We start from the raw sequence: 15,908 nt of genomic DNA on the forward strand, positions 1-15,908 counted from the left end.
GACCCTATATCTGGGTGATGATACGCTGTCCAGACAACCAGATCTCGTTTCGCATCCGCAGAAAGCCATGCATTTTTTGCATAAAAGGTATGCAAAACTAGGGTATCCGAATCGTCTGGAATGCGCCATAAGCAACTCCACGCCGGAAAACACAAGAGCAATAATCACAGGACGGATCATGAAAGATTTCGTTGACGGTACCGCCTTCAATGCAGAACAAGGCAATCGCGCGCGCAAACTGTTTGCTGCCGTGGTTCTTGCTGCGTTGGATGACGCGATCGCAGATGACAAGAAATATGGAAATGGCCCCGAGCAGATCGCGCGTTGGGCGCGGTCTCGCGACGGCCGCGAAGTGCTGAGCTGCGCCGGGATCGACCCGAACGAGCGCGTGGTCTCGGGACTGATGGATTTTGTCGGGAAAGGTGTCCGCACCTCTGTTGCGCTGTCGCGCGAAGAAAGCGAACGCCGGAATGCTGCACAGCAAGCCGAAGCTGCTTAGTCCACTCCGTCGTTTTCGGAAAGCGCGCCCTGACCAGGCGCGCTTTCCGTTTTTCGATGGCCCTGCTTGGTCCCGCGCTGTTGCGGGGTAAGCACTTGCGGTTATTCAAAATCCTGTGAAATCAACATGCGGTGGATCTCGCGGCGCACCAGCTTGCGCACGTTCCGCGTGATTCTTTCACCCAGCGCGCCCTGCAATTCCTGCCGGACAATATCGACCACCATCTGGCGCAGCGTCTCTTCGTCGATCTCCAGCGCAGAGGCTGCATCATCGTCGCGCACTTGCACCGCGCCTGTGGTGGCGGGTTCATCCTGCACAGGCGCGCTGTAGGATTGTGGTTGCGGCCAGGAGTCCTGCGCATGCAGCACGTTCGTTCCGGGGTCTTCAGCCTCTTCCTCAGCGTCCTCGTAGGGTGCCTCTGGCCATGTCATCGGCTCCGACACGGCAGAGAGATCATCCGCATCGGGGCGATCCCGCTCTTCCTCGAAATCCTCGTTACCACGCGCCACGAGGCGACCCAGAGCCGCGACCTTGTCTTCGAGCGTTTGCGGCGGAGACTGGATTGGCGCGGTGTCTTCCTGATGCCCGGCCTCGGGTTCAACCCAATCGCTTGCGTCGGACAGATCCGCGGCGGTCTCGGACTCGTCGTGATCCTCGGCCTCGGACTCGTCAGCCCTGAACTCAGACGCGTCGGCCTGTTCTTCCGCGATGTCCTGCCAGTCTTCGTCCGACAGCTCGTCGGCCCAATCCGACTGGTCGCTCTGCGCGTCGGCGTCGTCCGCCCCGGACAGGCCAAGGGCAGCCGACACTTCCTTCTCGATCAGCCTGTTCAACTCGCTCCGCGACGCATCATCCCCGGCCTCGGACTGCGCTTCATCCTCAGCCACGTCCTGTTCATGCGCGTCATCCGATCGTTCCGCTGCATCCTCGGCCAAGTGCAGGCTGTCGATATCCGGAAACGCACCCTCGACCCTGCCGAACTCGGCAAGGCGGGCTTCGCCGGGGATCTCGTCGATCGCACTTTCGCCTTGGGGGATTCCCGGCACGACCGGTTGCGTCAGAAGAACCGGGTCAGACGCGCGGGCGGGTTCGGGCGCCGCATCCTTGACCCGCTGGGCGGCGGTGAGCACCAGCCGACCGGGCTTTTCAGGACGACGGCGCGCCACCGGGGTCGCTCGCACCTCTTCGGCAACAAGCCTGCGGATGGACGACAGGACATCCTCGATTTCCACGTTTGTCACGGGATCAGACATTGTTCACCACTGCTACCTCGGCCAGAGAGTAGCTTGGCGCGGCGTTTCACACAACAGAGGAGGAAAAACTTAGTTTTTACCTAGGGACTTCAGAACACGGTCAAGCTGCTGACCCTGCTGGCTTTTCTGAATCGGGCCATCCTTGACGAGGTTGTAGTAAGTCACGGGATCGTATTGCTGCACGTTCAGGCGCAGATCCGTTGCGGTCAGGCGACCCAAGGTCGACAGGATGCGATAGGCCGCGACGCCCTCGTCCACCTCGGCAGAGATGCGGGCGGAGCGCGCATTCAGCAGTTCCTGTTCGGCGTTCAGCACATCCAGCGTGGTGCGCGCGCCAAGGGCAGCCTCTTCGCGGACACCCTCGAATGCGACGGACGCCGCGCGGACCTGCCGGTCCGTCGATTCGAGGCTGGCCTGCGCGATCCGCAGCTGGGCGTAGGCATTGCCGACATTCTGCGCGATCTGGTCGATCACCTGGTGCAGCTGACCACGGGCTGAATCGCGATTCGCCATCGACTGACGCACCAGCGAGGTCAGACGCCCACCCTGGTAGATCGGGCCACCGGCCTCGATGCCGATGGAGCCGCCGCGTGTGAACCGTTCGGTGTCGATCCCCTCGGTCACGCTCAAGCGACCAGAGAGACGCACCGAGGGCTTCATGGCCGCTTCGGCGCGCAGGATGCTGAGTTCCGCGGCGGCAACCTGATGCTGGACCGACTTGACCTGCGGGTGATTGCGCAGCGCGATACCCTTGGCCGCATCCACCGACCCGGGCAGGTCCGGGAGGGTGCGCAGCGGATCGAGCTGACCGGGCAGACGCCCGACCACAGCCAAATACTGTTCGCGCGCAACGGTCAGTGCACCCTGCGCCGCGGCAAGCTGGCTGCGCGCGGCGGCCAAGCGTGCTTCGGCCAGCGAGGTGTCGGTGCGGGTGACTTCGCCCACTTCGAACCGTTCCTGTGCCGCGCGCAATTCCTGCGCGATCAGGCGCACGTTGTTTTCCCGCAGCGCCACGTTTTCAATCGCGCGCCGCACTTCGAGGTAGGCTTCGACGGCCGACAGAAGCACCTGCTGCTCGACCGAGACCAGCTGCTGACGGGTGCCCAGCACCGCTTCCTTGGTGGTCTCGATGGCCAGTTTGCTCTGGCCGTTGTCGAAAACGGTCAGTTCCGCGATCAAACTTGCGGAAATGGTGTTCGACACCGCGGGCACGATGTTGTTGGCGGTCGAGGCGCTGCGCGTCGTGCCGAACTGCCGGGTCGCATCGGCGGACCACGAGATAACCGGGCGCAGGGAGGACATGGCCTGCGCCACGTCTTCGTCGGCGGCCCGCAGGACCGCGCGGTTCTGTTCGAGCAGGCCGCTGGTGTTATAGGCCCCGATCATCGCGTCGGCGAGCGTTTCGGCCCGAGCCATCGGTACCGCGATCACCAGACCCAGCGCAACAGCCAGCCCCGCCAGTTTCATCCGTTTCGCCATCGCTGCTGTCCCCCAGACCTGTCGTTTCTTATCTGTTGCGGCGCACTGCACCCAATCGGCCTTCAAAATGTGAAAGCGGCGGTTTTTGCAAATCCGGGCAAGACCGGAGCCGACGCATTGAACGCAAAGCGCCACGTGATGTCACCATCGATCTTGTATCCGATTCTGACAACGCCCAAGGCCCCTTCCATGAACACGCAGCCGATCCGGCCACCTTCCTTGAGCTGGTCTAGCAGGCTGTCCGGCACCTGCTCTACCCCGCCCTGGATCAAGATCACGTCATAGGGGCCATGCTGCGCGGCACCCTCGGTCAGAGGGCCCGTGTGGAGCACGACGTTGTCGGCACCCTGTTCGGACAGGATCGACTGCGCCTCGGAGGCCAGTGTCTCGTCTTCCTCGACCGCGATCACCGCCTCGGCCATCCGCGCCACCAGCGCCGAGGAATAGCCGTAGCCCGCGCCAATATCGAGAACCAGCTCGTCACCCTCGATGTTGAGCCCGTCCAGCAGCTTGCCCAGCGTGCGTGGCTCGAGTACGACGCGCCCCGGCGCAATCGAAACATTCTCGCTGATATAGGCCGCCTCGGCTTGCTCGCGCGGCACGAAAAGTTCCCGAGGGACCGCCAGCATGGCGTCGATGATCGGAAACTTGGTCACATCGGAGGGTCGTACCTGCGTGTCGACCATCATGGTCCGGCGGGCAGCAAAGTCTGTCATGGGCTAAACTCATCCGTTCAGTTCGCTGATGGACTTCTGCCATAGCTGACCGGTTTCAGCAATGTGCAGAACGCGCGAAATACCGCCATGCGCTGTGAAGCAGCCCCCAACCGATATCCGCTTGACGTGCGAAGCCCGAGCGCCTAATCACACCGCCACTCGGGCGAGTTGGCGGAGTGGTTACGCAGCGGATTGCAAATCCGTGTACAGGAGTTCGATTCTCCTACTCGCCTCCATTTAAAATCAATGACTTAGCAGAAATCTGCCAATCAGGCAGATGCGAGTCTAAACAAATGTCTAAACATTCTGTTTTTGTTCTGTTCCTGTTTCGGCGCTTTTAAGGGGCGTCGATCAGGCAGTCTCATGTGAGCTGCAAGACCCACCTCCTTCCCCTTCGCCACGCACTGCCAGTCAGCCCGCCCTGCGGTCGCTCTGCGCGCGCTGGCCGTGCTATCAAAGCGAATGGGCGAAGAGATGAACAGAGAATGCCCGTAGTCGTTAGCAGTGCCGGAGGCACAAGCGGAGGTCGTCCAGGGCGCAGAGTATCGAAGCCCTAGACGTGCCGGAGCGGGACTAGACCTGGCTGAGCCGAAGGCCAAGCCCGAAGGGCGCAGAAAGCCAAGTCGAGTTATAGGCGATAGAGCCGGAGGCGATTGGTTGACGGGGTTCCCTGCGCCGCGTGCGGCGAAGGGGTGTCAGCCAAAGCTGCTTGTCAGCGTGACTCTGGTCTCTTAGCTCTGACCGCTCTTGCGCACCGTTTGCAAACTTGCTTTGTCTAACGGTGCGCGACCGTTGCCCCCCCTCTTGATACAATATCCTTTTAGTGACACCGCCGACATTCCCGGGGTTCGGCAAGACGTCCATTTTGTTCACGTTGTGTTACAAGTGTTACAAACGGCTATAAGCTCTTAGTAACACCACCTGTGAGCCGCCGTTTGCCGCGTGGCTCGTTAACCGTCAATCTGCCTCCAAGTAAGTTTGCATGGGTTTCCCATTCGTCACCTGACGCGCGAACGTTCTTGTAGAGGCAAGGGTTAAGATGTCATCGCAATTGAGCAAATTCAGTTTTGGCTTGTCGTGCGTAAGTTCGCGCGATGCCAACACCATGGAAAGACTCAATGTTTTTGCATGTCAGCCGATCAGCACTCAGGCGCTTTCTGATCTCAGATTTGCCTCAAACACTGAACGATGCCGAACAACCGGGCAGAAGGCGTTCAAGGCGAAAAGGTTCGTTTGCTTTGATATTCCACGTGGCTCTGGGGGATGTTCGCATGCCCGCCACTAGCATCGAAGAACGTGCGTTGCGTCTCCTGAAGGCTTTTGAGAGTGCCGGAAGGCCGATCAGCCGTGTCACTATAGAAGGCAAGAAGATTGAGCTTGTCCTTGCGACGGAGCAGACTCCTGACGAGTATGCGGGGATAGATATGCGGTATGACAAAGCGTGAGCTTCCGAAACACGTCTACAGGCAGCGCAATGGCCTCTACTTCCAGCGGCGCGGCTGGTCGTCCCAGAAATTCGAACACGAGTTCGGGACGCCGGAGTTTTGGAAGGAATACGCGGATATCCTTGCCTCGAAGGACACGCCGCGCGTCGTAACGTCGCGAACGTTCCACGCTCTGATTAAGAGCTACCACAAGTCTCCTAGGTATCGGAACCTGAAGCCCCGCACGGGTCTGGACTACGACAAGCATCTGAACTTCTTCCTGTCGATCATGGGAGATCGCAACCCGGCCAAGCTCCAGCGCAAGGACGTCATTCGGCTGCGGGACGCGAACGCCGACAAAGCCTACTTTGCGAACTACTCGCTCCGCGTATTGCGGGTGCTGATGGAACACTGCGTCGATCTGGGGTGGACCGACACCAACCCGGCGCGGGGTGTGTCCGAGTTGAAAACGGAAAAGACAGAGCGTGAGCCTTGGCCGCAAGAGCTTCTGGACGCCTATCGTGCTGCCTGCCCCATCGGCACCAGAGAACGCCTCGTGATGGAGCTGTGCGTAGGCACGGGCCAGCGGATCGGGGACGTCCTCGAAATGCGCTGGTCCGATATTCAGGACGGCGCGGTTTTCGTGCGACAGAGCAAAACCAAAAAGGAACTCTGGGTGCCGATCCTGAGCGACCTGCAAACGGCGCTGGACGCGGCCAGCCGTCATTCGGTGTTCATCCTGACAAATGAGCGCGGGACCAACCGTTGGTCTTACAGAGGCGCGTCAGCAGCTTTGCGCAACGTCAGGGAGCGCATCGGCGCTCTGGACTACGATATCCATAGCTGGCGCTACAACGCCGCCTGTGAGCTTGTGGAGGCGGGCTGTAGCGATGATCTGGTTGCAGCGGTGACGGGGCAAAGCCCGGCCATGGTCTTGCACTACACGAAAAAGGTGCGTCAGCGGATCAGAGCGCAACAGGCTCAGCAAAAAAGGACAGAGCGCAGCAACCGCCGTTAGAAAATAAGTACTCACCAAGAGCCACTACAACGGAGGAGACCCAATTAACCAGCCACTTCGGGCACGTCGACCTGTTCGTGGCTTTCTTGCCTTCGCCCCGTCTAAATGCAAGAGGCTGACAGAGACTGAAATGCAGCGCATCTAGAATGGAATTGCCGTCAACATAGTCGGTCGCGCATTTTTTGGAGATTCTATTTCGAATGCACGTATTGAAATGTGAGCACAGTCCGCAATACCGAAATGAGACAAGGCGATCTCAGGCCTTGAAACTATTCGAAATAGCTGTACAAATTCTTGGCTCCAAACATTTTTCTGAATTAATGTGATGCCGCGCCACTCTGAAATGCTGGCCACAAATCAAAGATAAGATTTCTCGTAGTACTAAAAAACACCATGAATAATAGGCCAGTCATGCTGCGGCAATATATGACGGACTTTCTTCGAAATCATGTTTTCGCGCCAATTCACACAACTGAAATGCAAGCGCTCTTTTTGCTTTTGGAGTAGGATAGTCTTCCTCTCGCATGATTTCGGCATGCAAGACGTTCTCCTCACCTTCAGCCTCAGTTGCCTCAAGAAGTTCGTGGATAGTAGTTACGCTCAGGACGACCCACCCACGAAAAGGTTTCCCTCTCTTTTCACCCATTGCGCCGCCAAGCGGATCGAGATAGGTGATCCTTTTCTTTATCACTTCGCCCACACCCAGCCGGTCAACTGAAAGACCACCCGGTCGAGTATCTATGAACACATCAATTTTGAAGTGTCGCCGCCCATCATCTGAGAAGATTGCTTTGTCCTTCCCAAATGCGCGTCTACCTACTAGTTCTTTATTATGTATCTTTTGATCAGGCGCTTCGATCAAAACATGGCCTCATACAAATTTTGATTTAATGCAATCAACGACTGTCAGAAAATTTGAGTAAGGATCACTGAATTCGAGTGACTCGAAATTTCCGGACTGTGAGGCGAGAATCTGGACGTCATTGTCATCGACGGCTATGGTAACGCGGTCGTCTAGGCGAATATAGTCGACAATGAGCGCACCAAGGCCATCTTCGTAGATATCACTCTGGATGTATCCCACCTGAGACAAAATTGAATCAACCTCTACTGAGTATTTGCTCATCCAACTATATTTCTGGGACGCTTTTCGGATTGCTCTATATGCAGTTCTGTCAAATAATGCTGACGTTTTTGTGGAAGCCAAAAAGCCTATACTTGCAAGCGCTGGCAGGTGATGAACGGAAAATTTTTCTGCATCCGCAAAGCCCATCAAAGCTGCAAATTTTACTTCGTAATCATGCGCTACAGCCTTGCTCTGATCGACACTTAAAACGACAGCTTCAGTCACATTTTTGCTAGGGAGTGATTTCAAGAAATAAGAGTGAATAGCTTGCTGTGCTTTTTGGCGACCCTCAACTTCAGTTCTATCTGTATCTTCGTCTGAAACGACGAAAGGATCGTCATATCCTCCAAATGTATTCTCTATCATTATCTTTACGATATTCGAAGCATCGGCGACTTGGTCAAGACGCTGCCGATAACCAATACCTTTGCGTCCTACCCTCCGGGTATAGTTGCTTGCTGATGTATCAATGAGGCGGGAGGTTGACCCAAATTCTGCTTCATTCCATCCCTCCATTGTCGGCCTTGACGCGTATTCCAACATTAGGAAATTTCCTTAGCTTTGCCGAATCGAGCTTTCAAAGCATCTGATACTGTCTTATCAAATGCAATATTGAGTGTGGCATGGGCTTCATCAAACCAACTTTCTAATTCCTCTTTAGGAAGGAAGCCGTTCGACATCTCTCCATCGCAATGGAATTCCATTACCACTGCTTCTTGCCCGTCCCTAATTCCGGGAGCAATCCTGAAACGAAAAGTCGCGTTGGCGGGAGATTTCACAGAAAAGTTACTATCCACTGAAAATGTTATTCGCTCCGGTTCAGCAGAGATTTCATCGACAACCTGTTGGCGTACCGGTTGAACTGCGCCAAAATGTGTTTCGACAAACGGTTTAAAAGAGTCAAATCCAAATCTTGCGTCAAAAACATCAATATAGCGCAGATGCCCTCTTTTCGGCTTGAAAGTTTTCTCAGCCATTGGATACGCAGAAAGCAACGCGTCCAAAGCCCAAGATACGAATGATCTAAATTCCGCCCACCCGGCATAAGGAGGAACAATGTTGACAGTCATTACTCCCGGCCCGATTTGGATCAGCGGCCAACCTGATTTTTTCGGTCGCAACCTTAGGTGCGGTTGGTCAGAAACAAATTCAACAGGAATTTCAGATGGAACGAGTTGTTCTACAACTGGTAGCTCAACGCTGACTGCTTCAAGAAAACTCTCTCTAAACAGATCATAGTATGGGTCAATTGCTGCGTTCGGCGCTGAACCAAGCGGTTTAAGTGCCCAATGAATCTCCAGAATTACTTCAACCAGAGGAGGCTTCTCATAAACATAGTCTGACATCAAAATATGCGGCATGCGAGCATTGCCGACCTCTCCACACGTTCTGAATTTCTATCTAGACTGCTCAAGGTAGTTAGTGGATGCACCACTTATTTTCCAGTGATCGCCGATTTTTTTTGATTGTACCGCGTACAGCCCGTTTTGCAACCGACTTCGAGGGCCCCGACCGTTGCCTGTCTGCAACATAAGTTGGTTTCAGCCCCGAGAATTAAATCATCCGGAGCACAGTCTCAGGGTCTATCATATTGATTTTTATAATATTTTATTCGTTACCTTCTCAAGCCATGTGCGTAAAAGCGCCCAGAATGTCAGACTAAAGGGCACATGTGTTTATTGATTTCACTGGTTGGCACGCATGAGTTGGCTGCTCTAAGTGTCCGCGTCGGCATGATATGACCGCACCATCGTTGCGTCCAACCCCAACCTCCAAACATCCAGCATCAGAAGTTCTGAATGCTACCGTGGCATTGAGACTAATGGCGCCCAAGAGACGGTCATCTGTCGCTTGGTCAGTCGTCATTCCGTAGCACCACAAACTAATAGCGCCATCTAAACATTCACGCTATGTTCCACCGAAAACAGAGCCTCGTCTAAACATTTTATCTCTCAGAAACAGTGCCATACCAGCTCTTGCAAATCCGTGTACAGGAGTTCGATTCTCCTACTCGCCTCCATTAAATTTCAATGACTTAGACGAATGACGGCACTGCCCAGAGGGCACCGTTTACACTTCCGTTTACAGTTTTGTTCACGCTCCACCCCTTTTAGCCTCCGACAACTTGACCAAAACAGCATCGCTTTCGTCCGGCGAAACCCGTGCGTAGTGCTCGATGACATGGGCGGCGTGACGCAGTGACCAGCCCATGTGACTGGCGATCTGCGACAGGCTCAGTCCTGCATTCAACAGCCGTGTCGCCGCTGTACCCCGGCAATCCTGAAGACGCAGATCCTGGCTCAACCCTGTCTTGTCACGCCATTGACGCAGACCTTCAGAGGCACGGTGTTCGGTGAGCTGGCCACCCCTGGCATTGGTGAGGATCAGCAACTGATCATCAGGCGTTGCGTCAATCACGTCTGCCAGGACCTGCGTGATCGGGATATGCGCAACCTGGCCCCGTTTGTTGGTTCTGACCCGAAGGCGACGTCCAAGTGGGGTCTCTTCAACCGAGCCCCGCGTCAACTTGATCAGGTCACCGGGCCGCAAGCCGGTTTCGCAGGCCACACAAAGGATCCGTCTCACCCATTCCGGAGCCAGTGCATTGATCGCCTCACGATCTTTCGACGTCCAGACAACCTCGGAGCGGTCGACATCGTACAGCTTGGACAGCCTGTGACAGTGATGTTCCGAGATATGGCCTTCCTCGACCGCCCAATTGAGGAGTCGGACGGCATGCGAACCGGCCATGTCGTGCTGTTTCGGCGAATGCTTCCAGAGTGCACGCCATTTGTTCAGCTCTCCTCGGGAACCACGCACTTCGAAAATGACGGCGGGTGCTGTCCGGAAATAGTCTGCAAACCGCAGCAGCCATTTCTTCTGATCTGCAAAGGATCTCGGCGCTTTGGCCCGTGCCGCGCTGTCCAGAAACAGATCAACCAAATCCGGTGCCATGAGTTTTTTGGGCGAAGGTCGTTTGAAAGCCTCCGCAAAGGCCAGATGAAAGTCCGGGTCTTTCGGTTCGCGGACAATATCGATCCAGAACTTGGGGCCACCGCGCCAGGCATAAAAATGGTACCGGCTCGGGCCGGATGCCAATGTGCGACGGACGCGGTGAACACCCTTGGGAAGAGGCACGGCTCGCTTTCCAGTCTTCGAAGACCTTCACGTTCGAGGGGTCTTCTTGTTTCGTTTCCGTGCTGTCGAATGCAAAGGATACTTTCCCACCCGGTTCAGCGACAATGCTGCTGGGATTGAAGCCCTCTTCCCTGAATTTCTTGGCCAGGTCGATCACGTATTTCTGGTTCGGAAGGGCTGGTCGTCCCATCACGCACCCTCCTTTTGAATCAGAAAGCGGCTCCCGACATCAGGGGAGTTCAGAACGCGCTTAGACATCAAGATTTACTCCCGTAGAATCTTGGATTTCCGGAAGAGAAGCAAGCCTTTCGATCCGATCAATGACCTTTTGCACGAAGTTTTTTTGCTCCTCCCGGAATACCAAGTCGCAAACGATTTCGCAGCCGTGCCGATAGGTGCCCTGGTAGTCCAAACGGTGAACAACAAACCCATGGCGCTTGGCCCAATTCTTCCGGTCGCCATACATTTCATCGACATAGCCATAGGGTTCATCCAGCAGAACCATGGCACCCGTATCCGGGTCACACCATGTGGTTGCGTGATCCTGCCCCGGAAGCCGCTGCTCCTTGGAATAGGTTTGCCTGCCGTAGATTTCTTGGGATGTCGGAACGAGGCCCGTCGCATCCATGAACTGGATCGTGCGAGCGACTTGAAGGATCCTCTGGCGTACGTGAGCTTCCCTGACCAGTCCGAGCTTGGCCTGAATGTGATCCTTTGCGACCAAGCGAAACTGGTCGAAACGATCGCAAAGCTTCAGGTGGGCAGGACGAAGAAATGCCCGCAGGTCATGGCAAAGCGGGATCGTCGCCTGCAATGTCGACCTGCAAGATGCAGGGCCTATCGAAGCGGATATGGTCACACATGGAACCAGACTATCCCCAAGCCGGATCGGGGAGTTCCCATCGTTCTTCTCTTCAAGCTGTTCTGACATTAGTCGCCCTCCTTGGACGACTCAGTCATCGCAGCCTCACAGCTATGCAAGGTACCAACTGCGATTATTATTTTTGGCGGGCGTCCGCGTCTTCGCAGATGGCCTGCGATCAGTCTCTGCGGATCTGTGATGAATGTTGGCGAAGGTACTCTGCAGCGTCTTCGCGGCTGACCTTACCCTGCCCCAACAGCTCCATCATCTCTGCATGCTCGACGCCCTTGGCCGCATGAAGCTTGTGACCAATTTGGTCCACTCACCGGTTCGCAAGCTCAATGATCGTGTTGCGATGACGCTCGAGTCCCCGAGAGATCCGCTCTTTGTCATCATCGGTTATGCCGTCTCGAAGACCAGTCAGTCGACGGTATTCATCGGCAGACATCAAAACAAGGCGGTCCCGCTGATGGCTTGTTATGATCACTGGCTCAGTCATCGCTGCATCGCTGTATGTGCCGATGTTGTTCTTGAACTCTGTCGCTGAAACACGTGTCATGGCAGCCCTCCTGATCTTTTCAGATCATATGGACAAAATGTCCATTTTGTCCATAGTTACACAGCCGTCTGATGAACCAGACTGTCCAGACCGGGGAAAAAATTTACGCGCCTGTTCACCGCGTGGCAAGGTATGCAAAAAATTGCGGGCAACGCGTTCCCGTCAGCAGCCCAGATGCGTGGACGCTGATTACTCCTGCTCACTGCGTTTCGGATCCATGTAGATGATCATCGCCAACGCAGCAGCCAGTGCCAAGACCGCGGCGGCCAAGGCAAAGAGCAGGCTTGGATCCGCGGCTTCCAGCTCGATCAGGATCAGCTTTCGAACCACCGCCAGAAGCCCGATGACCAGGATGATCTTCACTTGCATCAAGCCTCGGTGTCCCTCGACCAAGAGAAGAACTGATCTCGCGAGCTCAAGCGCAATGACGGCCGCCAGCAAACGGTCGAAGAGCGTCTGGAACGTCACATAGTCGATATCGACCGCCGGGTCGGCGGCCACGGTATAGGTCAGTCGCAAAAACGACCACGCAGCAAGGCTGATCACGACCACCATGCCCATGAGCAGAAGCACGGAAATAAGCCGCTCGAAAAATTCGAATAGCCGGTGGATCGTATCACTCATCAAGTTCGCCTCCCCGCCGTCGATTGATCAACGCAATCAAGACTACGCCCTTCAACCTCTCACTTCAAGCAGAGGCAGTGTCAGCAAATCGGTCATCAGAAAGATGGACGGGAATTTTAAGATCCAGCACTCTATTCCGTGACTCCCAAAATCACATAGCGTGAAAAGAAAAAAAGCCGCGCAACCTCATATGTTGCCAGAAAGAGCAATGGGTATCCAATAGCTTCACGAGCTTCAAAAAACGGAACCAGTTTTATTGATCTAACGAATGCGCTCAGTGGGCGAAGGAGCACAAAAGCCATTATGATCCCAAACAAACTACCTATCAATATATCAGATGGCCAATGATAGCCGAGAACAATGCGCGGCAGAGAGACAACAAACATCGACCAGCCAAGAGCAAATAAACCAAACCATGGGTGGATTAAGAACATTGCAGCTGAGAATCCAAAAAACAAAGATGCATGATCAGATGGCATCGAACTCCAATTGCTTAATACTGCCGTATCCTGATTCTCAGCCAAGACGATTTCGATATTTGGATCATGAAGCGGGCGTAGGCGAAACGGCAAGTTATTTGCTGCAATCCTTGTAAGTGCCATGATGGGGATTGTGCAGAGGAGAACAGCGACGAGGCGCTCACGGATTATCCTCCTTTCCTCTCTGGTATCAGGAAAAAACCACAGTGCCCAAAAAATTAACAGAAAGGGCACTGTCTTGACGAAATCGATATGCCCCATTCTGAGAAATATGCCCATCGCACCATCGTCAGTATTCCACTGATTGAAAAACTCCAGCAGCTGAAGATCAAGATTTTGCATGATTTATCTTCACCGTCCTTCATATGCATGGCAAACGCAGGCGATTATTAGTAAACTGGCACAGTTATTCAGCTTGCGATCAAGACGAAATGTCTTGTACTGACGGCTCCCACAGTGGAACTCCGTCCTGTTCATACTGACGCCACTTTGTGCGACGATCAAGCTTTCTGGACCTGCTGCGCCGTGTTTTGGGCACCCGGCACCCAGTGTTCGGCGACTACTGGAACGATGAGCAGGTGATCACCGAAGGTAGCGTGAGAGATCAGGCCTGAATGAGCCGGACCCCCTTTAATCGTGCTGCTTTTTTATCAAAAGTCACCAGTTCCACGGCCCCAACCCGCCGAGCAGCAGCGGCAATCATGAGATCTGCAAAGCCAAACCCGTCGTTTCGGTAGAGTTCCAGCGCAGGCGCAACCTCATCGGCACCTTCGATTTCAAGTTCGGTTGCGGAAAGCAAGTCACCGATGGCAATGGCAATCTCGGCACGACCAAACCCATAGGCACGCTCCAGCACCCACACGAGCTCGATCAAGACTTCACGGCTGAGGAATCCAGGCGCATCATCGGTCAATTGTTCGACTATGTCTGTGGCCAACTGTGCTTGCAAAGGGTCGTCCTGTACGAGGAAGCGCACCAGCACATTCGTATCAAGTGCAATCACTGATCGAGGTCCACTCCATCTGTTGCCCCGGTGGCAATTGCTTCATCCATCTCGTCCAAGGAGACAGGCTTCTGACCAGACCTGGACAGGATGCCCCGTAATTCCTTGACGGAGCGCGCCTTCAGAATCCGCACTTCGCCATCAAGGATCATGTACCGCACCTTGTCCCCACTGGTCAGGCCGAGCGCTATGCGCACATCCCTCGGAAGGGTTGTCTGGCCTTTCACCGTCACCGTAGATTCATGCATCGCCATGCTCCTTACTAAATGCCCGTCCTCCTTACCATGTTGAAATTGTAAATGCAAAAACTGCCGGCGGGCCGCTGATGCCTCATCCTCAGATTGCCCATTGACTGTTGCGGGCAGAGGACCCGGATACACGCGCAAAGGCGTATAGGCTGCCGCGGAACGTCCTCAGATCAAAGCTACCATGAAAGATCTTTGCAAACTCCTGCCAAGTTTCTTATGTTTTCCAGAGCCGGAGGAACGTGTTCGATCCGAGGGAGCCATGAACGTAAGAGTGACCCAATACCCGCAGCTTCGCCAGCTCTGTTGGAACCGTCCAGATGACGCAGTCGTGGATGGTGAAACTGCGCTTGCACTTTACGAACGCAACTGGCGGTTTGTTGACCGTGACGCGATCACTCCCCACGAGCAGGGACTTCTGGATCACCTTGTTGCTGTGTACGGCAACGGTCATTTCCTGGCCGCTTGATGACTGCGCCGCAGGCTGCGGACCTGTTCGGGCGGCAACATCATAACGACATCCTTCACGCCCTTCGCTGTCTGGACGGCGAAATACTGCTTGATGCCCAATGCTATTTCGGTGGCGGTACTGTCACCGATGTATTGCGAGCCACAATCGTCACCTTTCATGCTTCAGCCAATTTGAAGGAATACCAACAAGTATTTCAGCGCAATTCAGGTAAGGGTCCGAGTATCAGACCCGGCATTGGACAGGTGGAACTCCATCAGACGCTGAACCATATCCCCGTTGGTTCGACGCTCAGCTTTGCACAAGGCCCTGAACTGCAGGTATTCTTCCTGATTCATTCGGATCGACATTTGCACGGTCGGGTTGACTGCCTTGGATTCGGAGCGTTTGCGCTCAAGTTCCTTGCGTTTAAGCTCAGCCAGTTGGGCCAGTATCTTGCTGCGCACAGCTTTATAACGCTTCGAACCAGTAGTGGTCGTGTTTGGTATGCTATTGATTTGCACGTTGGGCTCCTTGGACGCGTCTCACATTTCTGCAGGCTGGCATCGATGTAAGGAACAAAGAACTTCAGACAATATCGATCAGTCAATGTAAGCAGCTCAGAGCATCCATAAAGTCAGGCTGCGACAAAGGGTTCGATCCCCGACACATCAACCTGCTTGGACACCACAACCATGTCAAAATTTGTCTGCATGTTCGTCCGAATGGTTGCCCGGTGGAAAGTGCCAGTCTTCCAGTAAAGCCGCAGCATCCAGCACCGTGAGCCGCCTGCTCTTAGCCCTGTTTCGGCTGATGGGCCTTCACATACGCCTTGAGCACCGATGCCATGCGTGCTGTGTAGCGCATCACCCGTTGAGAAGGCGGTCTGGAAAGTAAGGCTACGGTGGGGGCCGTCTGACTTTGGCTACGATCCGATGATAAGTCCGACCTTATGTCCGATTTCATCCACCGACCTCAAATTGAAGTTCTCTCTGCCGCCGATGGCGTTCGCCGTCGGCATTGGTCGGATGAGGA

The 15,908-nt window shown here is 54.8% G+C and carries 18 protein-coding genes and 1 tRNA gene; 6 read left to right on the forward strand and 13 right to left on the reverse strand.

What is annotated here, in order from left to right; all coding sequences use genetic code 11:
- Nucleotides 1-178 precede the first annotated feature (178 nt).
- Nucleotides 179-499, forward strand: a complete 321-nt coding sequence (locus IEV82_RS11285) for a DUF6280 family protein (RefSeq protein WP_188482157.1) — start codon at nt 179-181, stop codon at nt 497-499.
- 101 nt (nt 500-600) lie between these two features.
- Here the strand turns inward: IEV82_RS11285 and IEV82_RS11290 are convergent, their stop codons facing one another.
- The 3 genes from IEV82_RS11290 to IEV82_RS11300 form a co-directional block, all read right to left on the reverse strand.
- Complete coding sequence (locus IEV82_RS11290) at nt 601-1,752, reverse strand: prolipoprotein diacylglyceryl transferase (RefSeq protein WP_188482159.1); 1,152 nt, start codon at nt 1,750-1,752, stop codon at nt 601-603.
- A gap of 69 nt (nt 1,753-1,821) precedes the next feature.
- Nucleotides 1,822-3,231 carry a TolC family outer membrane protein gene (locus IEV82_RS11295; RefSeq protein WP_188482119.1) on the reverse strand — a complete coding sequence of 470 codons (1,410 nt, stop codon included), beginning with the start codon at nt 3,229-3,231 and terminating at the stop codon, nt 1,822-1,824.
- A gap of 62 nt (nt 3,232-3,293) precedes the next feature.
- Complete coding sequence (locus IEV82_RS11300; protein ID WP_188482120.1) at nt 3,294-3,947, reverse strand: protein-L-isoaspartate O-methyltransferase family protein; 654 nt, start codon at nt 3,945-3,947, stop codon at nt 3,294-3,296.
- A gap of 162 nt (nt 3,948-4,109) precedes the next feature.
- Between IEV82_RS11300 and IEV82_RS11305 the strand changes: the two genes are divergently transcribed.
- The 3 genes from IEV82_RS11305 (at nt 4,110) to IEV82_RS11315 (ending at nt 6,389) form a co-directional block, all read left to right on the forward strand.
- Nucleotides 4,110-4,183 (forward strand) — tRNA-Cys (locus IEV82_RS11305).
- A gap of 882 nt (nt 4,184-5,065) precedes the next feature.
- A complete protein-coding gene (locus IEV82_RS11310) occupies nt 5,066-5,392 on the forward strand; it encodes a hypothetical protein (protein WP_188482121.1) in 327 nt (108 codons plus the stop codon).
- Nucleotides 5,379-6,389, forward strand: a complete 1,011-nt coding sequence (locus tag IEV82_RS11315; RefSeq protein WP_188482122.1) for a tyrosine-type recombinase/integrase — start codon at nt 5,379-5,381, stop codon at nt 6,387-6,389. Before IEV82_RS11310 ends, IEV82_RS11315 begins: the two co-directional genes overlap by 14 nt.
- Nucleotides 6,390-6,798: 409 nt before the next feature.
- On the opposite strand, the gene IEV82_RS11320 is transcribed toward IEV82_RS11315, so the two are convergent.
- The 10 genes from IEV82_RS11320 to IEV82_RS11365 form a co-directional block, all read right to left on the reverse strand.
- Nucleotides 6,799-7,251, reverse strand: a complete 453-nt coding sequence (locus IEV82_RS11320) for a hypothetical protein (protein ID WP_188482123.1) — start codon at nt 7,249-7,251, stop codon at nt 6,799-6,801.
- A gap of 9 nt (nt 7,252-7,260) precedes the next feature.
- Nucleotides 7,261-8,058, reverse strand: coding sequence for a hypothetical protein (locus IEV82_RS11325; RefSeq protein ID WP_188482124.1), 798 nt, complete (start codon nt 8,056-8,058; stop codon nt 7,261-7,263).
- Nucleotides 8,058-8,861, reverse strand: coding sequence for a TIGR04255 family protein (locus tag IEV82_RS11330; RefSeq protein ID WP_188482125.1), 804 nt, complete (start codon nt 8,859-8,861; stop codon nt 8,058-8,060). Before IEV82_RS11330 ends, IEV82_RS11325 begins: the two co-directional genes overlap by 1 nt.
- 748 nt (nt 8,862-9,609) lie before the next feature.
- Nucleotides 9,610-10,614 carry a tyrosine-type recombinase/integrase gene (locus IEV82_RS11335; RefSeq protein WP_229747758.1) on the reverse strand — a complete coding sequence of 335 codons (1,005 nt, stop codon included), beginning with the start codon at nt 10,612-10,614 and terminating at the stop codon, nt 9,610-9,612.
- Nucleotides 10,615-10,903: 289 nt separating this feature from the next.
- Nucleotides 10,904-11,584 carry a hypothetical protein gene (locus IEV82_RS11340; protein WP_188482126.1) on the reverse strand — a complete coding sequence of 227 codons (681 nt, stop codon included), beginning with the start codon at nt 11,582-11,584 and terminating at the stop codon, nt 10,904-10,906.
- A 253-nt stretch (nt 11,585-11,837) separates the two neighbouring features.
- Nucleotides 11,838-12,074, reverse strand: a complete 237-nt coding sequence (locus tag IEV82_RS11345; protein ID WP_188482127.1) for a type II toxin-antitoxin system prevent-host-death family antitoxin — start codon at nt 12,072-12,074, stop codon at nt 11,838-11,840.
- A 189-nt stretch (nt 12,075-12,263) separates the two neighbouring features.
- Nucleotides 12,264-12,698: a phosphate-starvation-inducible PsiE family protein gene (locus IEV82_RS11350; RefSeq protein WP_188482128.1), complete on the reverse strand. Its 435-nt coding sequence runs from the start codon at nt 12,696-12,698 to the stop codon at nt 12,264-12,266.
- Between the two features lie 131 nt (nt 12,699-12,829).
- The gene (locus IEV82_RS11355) at nt 12,830-13,519 is read right to left on the reverse strand and encodes a phosphatase PAP2 family protein (protein WP_188482129.1); all 690 of its coding nucleotides are present in this window, start codon (nt 13,517-13,519) and stop codon (nt 12,830-12,832) included.
- Nucleotides 13,520-13,781: 262 nt separating this feature from the next.
- Entirely contained in the window at nt 13,782-14,180 is a 399-nt protein-coding gene (locus IEV82_RS11360; RefSeq protein ID WP_188482130.1) for a type II toxin-antitoxin system VapC family toxin, read from the reverse strand.
- Nucleotides 14,177-14,428: an AbrB/MazE/SpoVT family DNA-binding domain-containing protein gene (locus IEV82_RS11365; RefSeq protein WP_188482131.1), complete on the reverse strand. Its 252-nt coding sequence runs from the start codon at nt 14,426-14,428 to the stop codon at nt 14,177-14,179. Before IEV82_RS11365 ends, IEV82_RS11360 begins: the two co-directional genes overlap by 4 nt.
- Before the next feature lie 328 nt (nt 14,429-14,756).
- On the opposite strand from IEV82_RS11365, the gene IEV82_RS11370 reads away from it, so the two are divergent.
- Both IEV82_RS11370 and IEV82_RS11375 read left to right on the forward strand, forming a co-directional pair.
- Nucleotides 14,757-14,894, forward strand: coding sequence for a hypothetical protein (locus tag IEV82_RS11370; RefSeq protein WP_229747759.1), 138 nt, complete (start codon nt 14,757-14,759; stop codon nt 14,892-14,894).
- The gene (locus IEV82_RS11375) at nt 14,894-15,448 is read left to right on the forward strand and encodes a hypothetical protein (protein ID WP_188482133.1); all 555 of its coding nucleotides are present in this window, start codon (nt 14,894-14,896) and stop codon (nt 15,446-15,448) included. The genes IEV82_RS11370 and IEV82_RS11375 overlap by 1 nt, the downstream gene beginning before the upstream one ends.
- The last annotated feature ends 460 nt before the right edge of the window (nt 15,449-15,908 follow it).

This window comes from Marivita lacus (assembly GCF_014637725.1).
Lineage (GTDB): Bacteria > Pseudomonadota > Alphaproteobacteria > Rhodobacterales > Rhodobacteraceae > Marivita > Marivita lacus.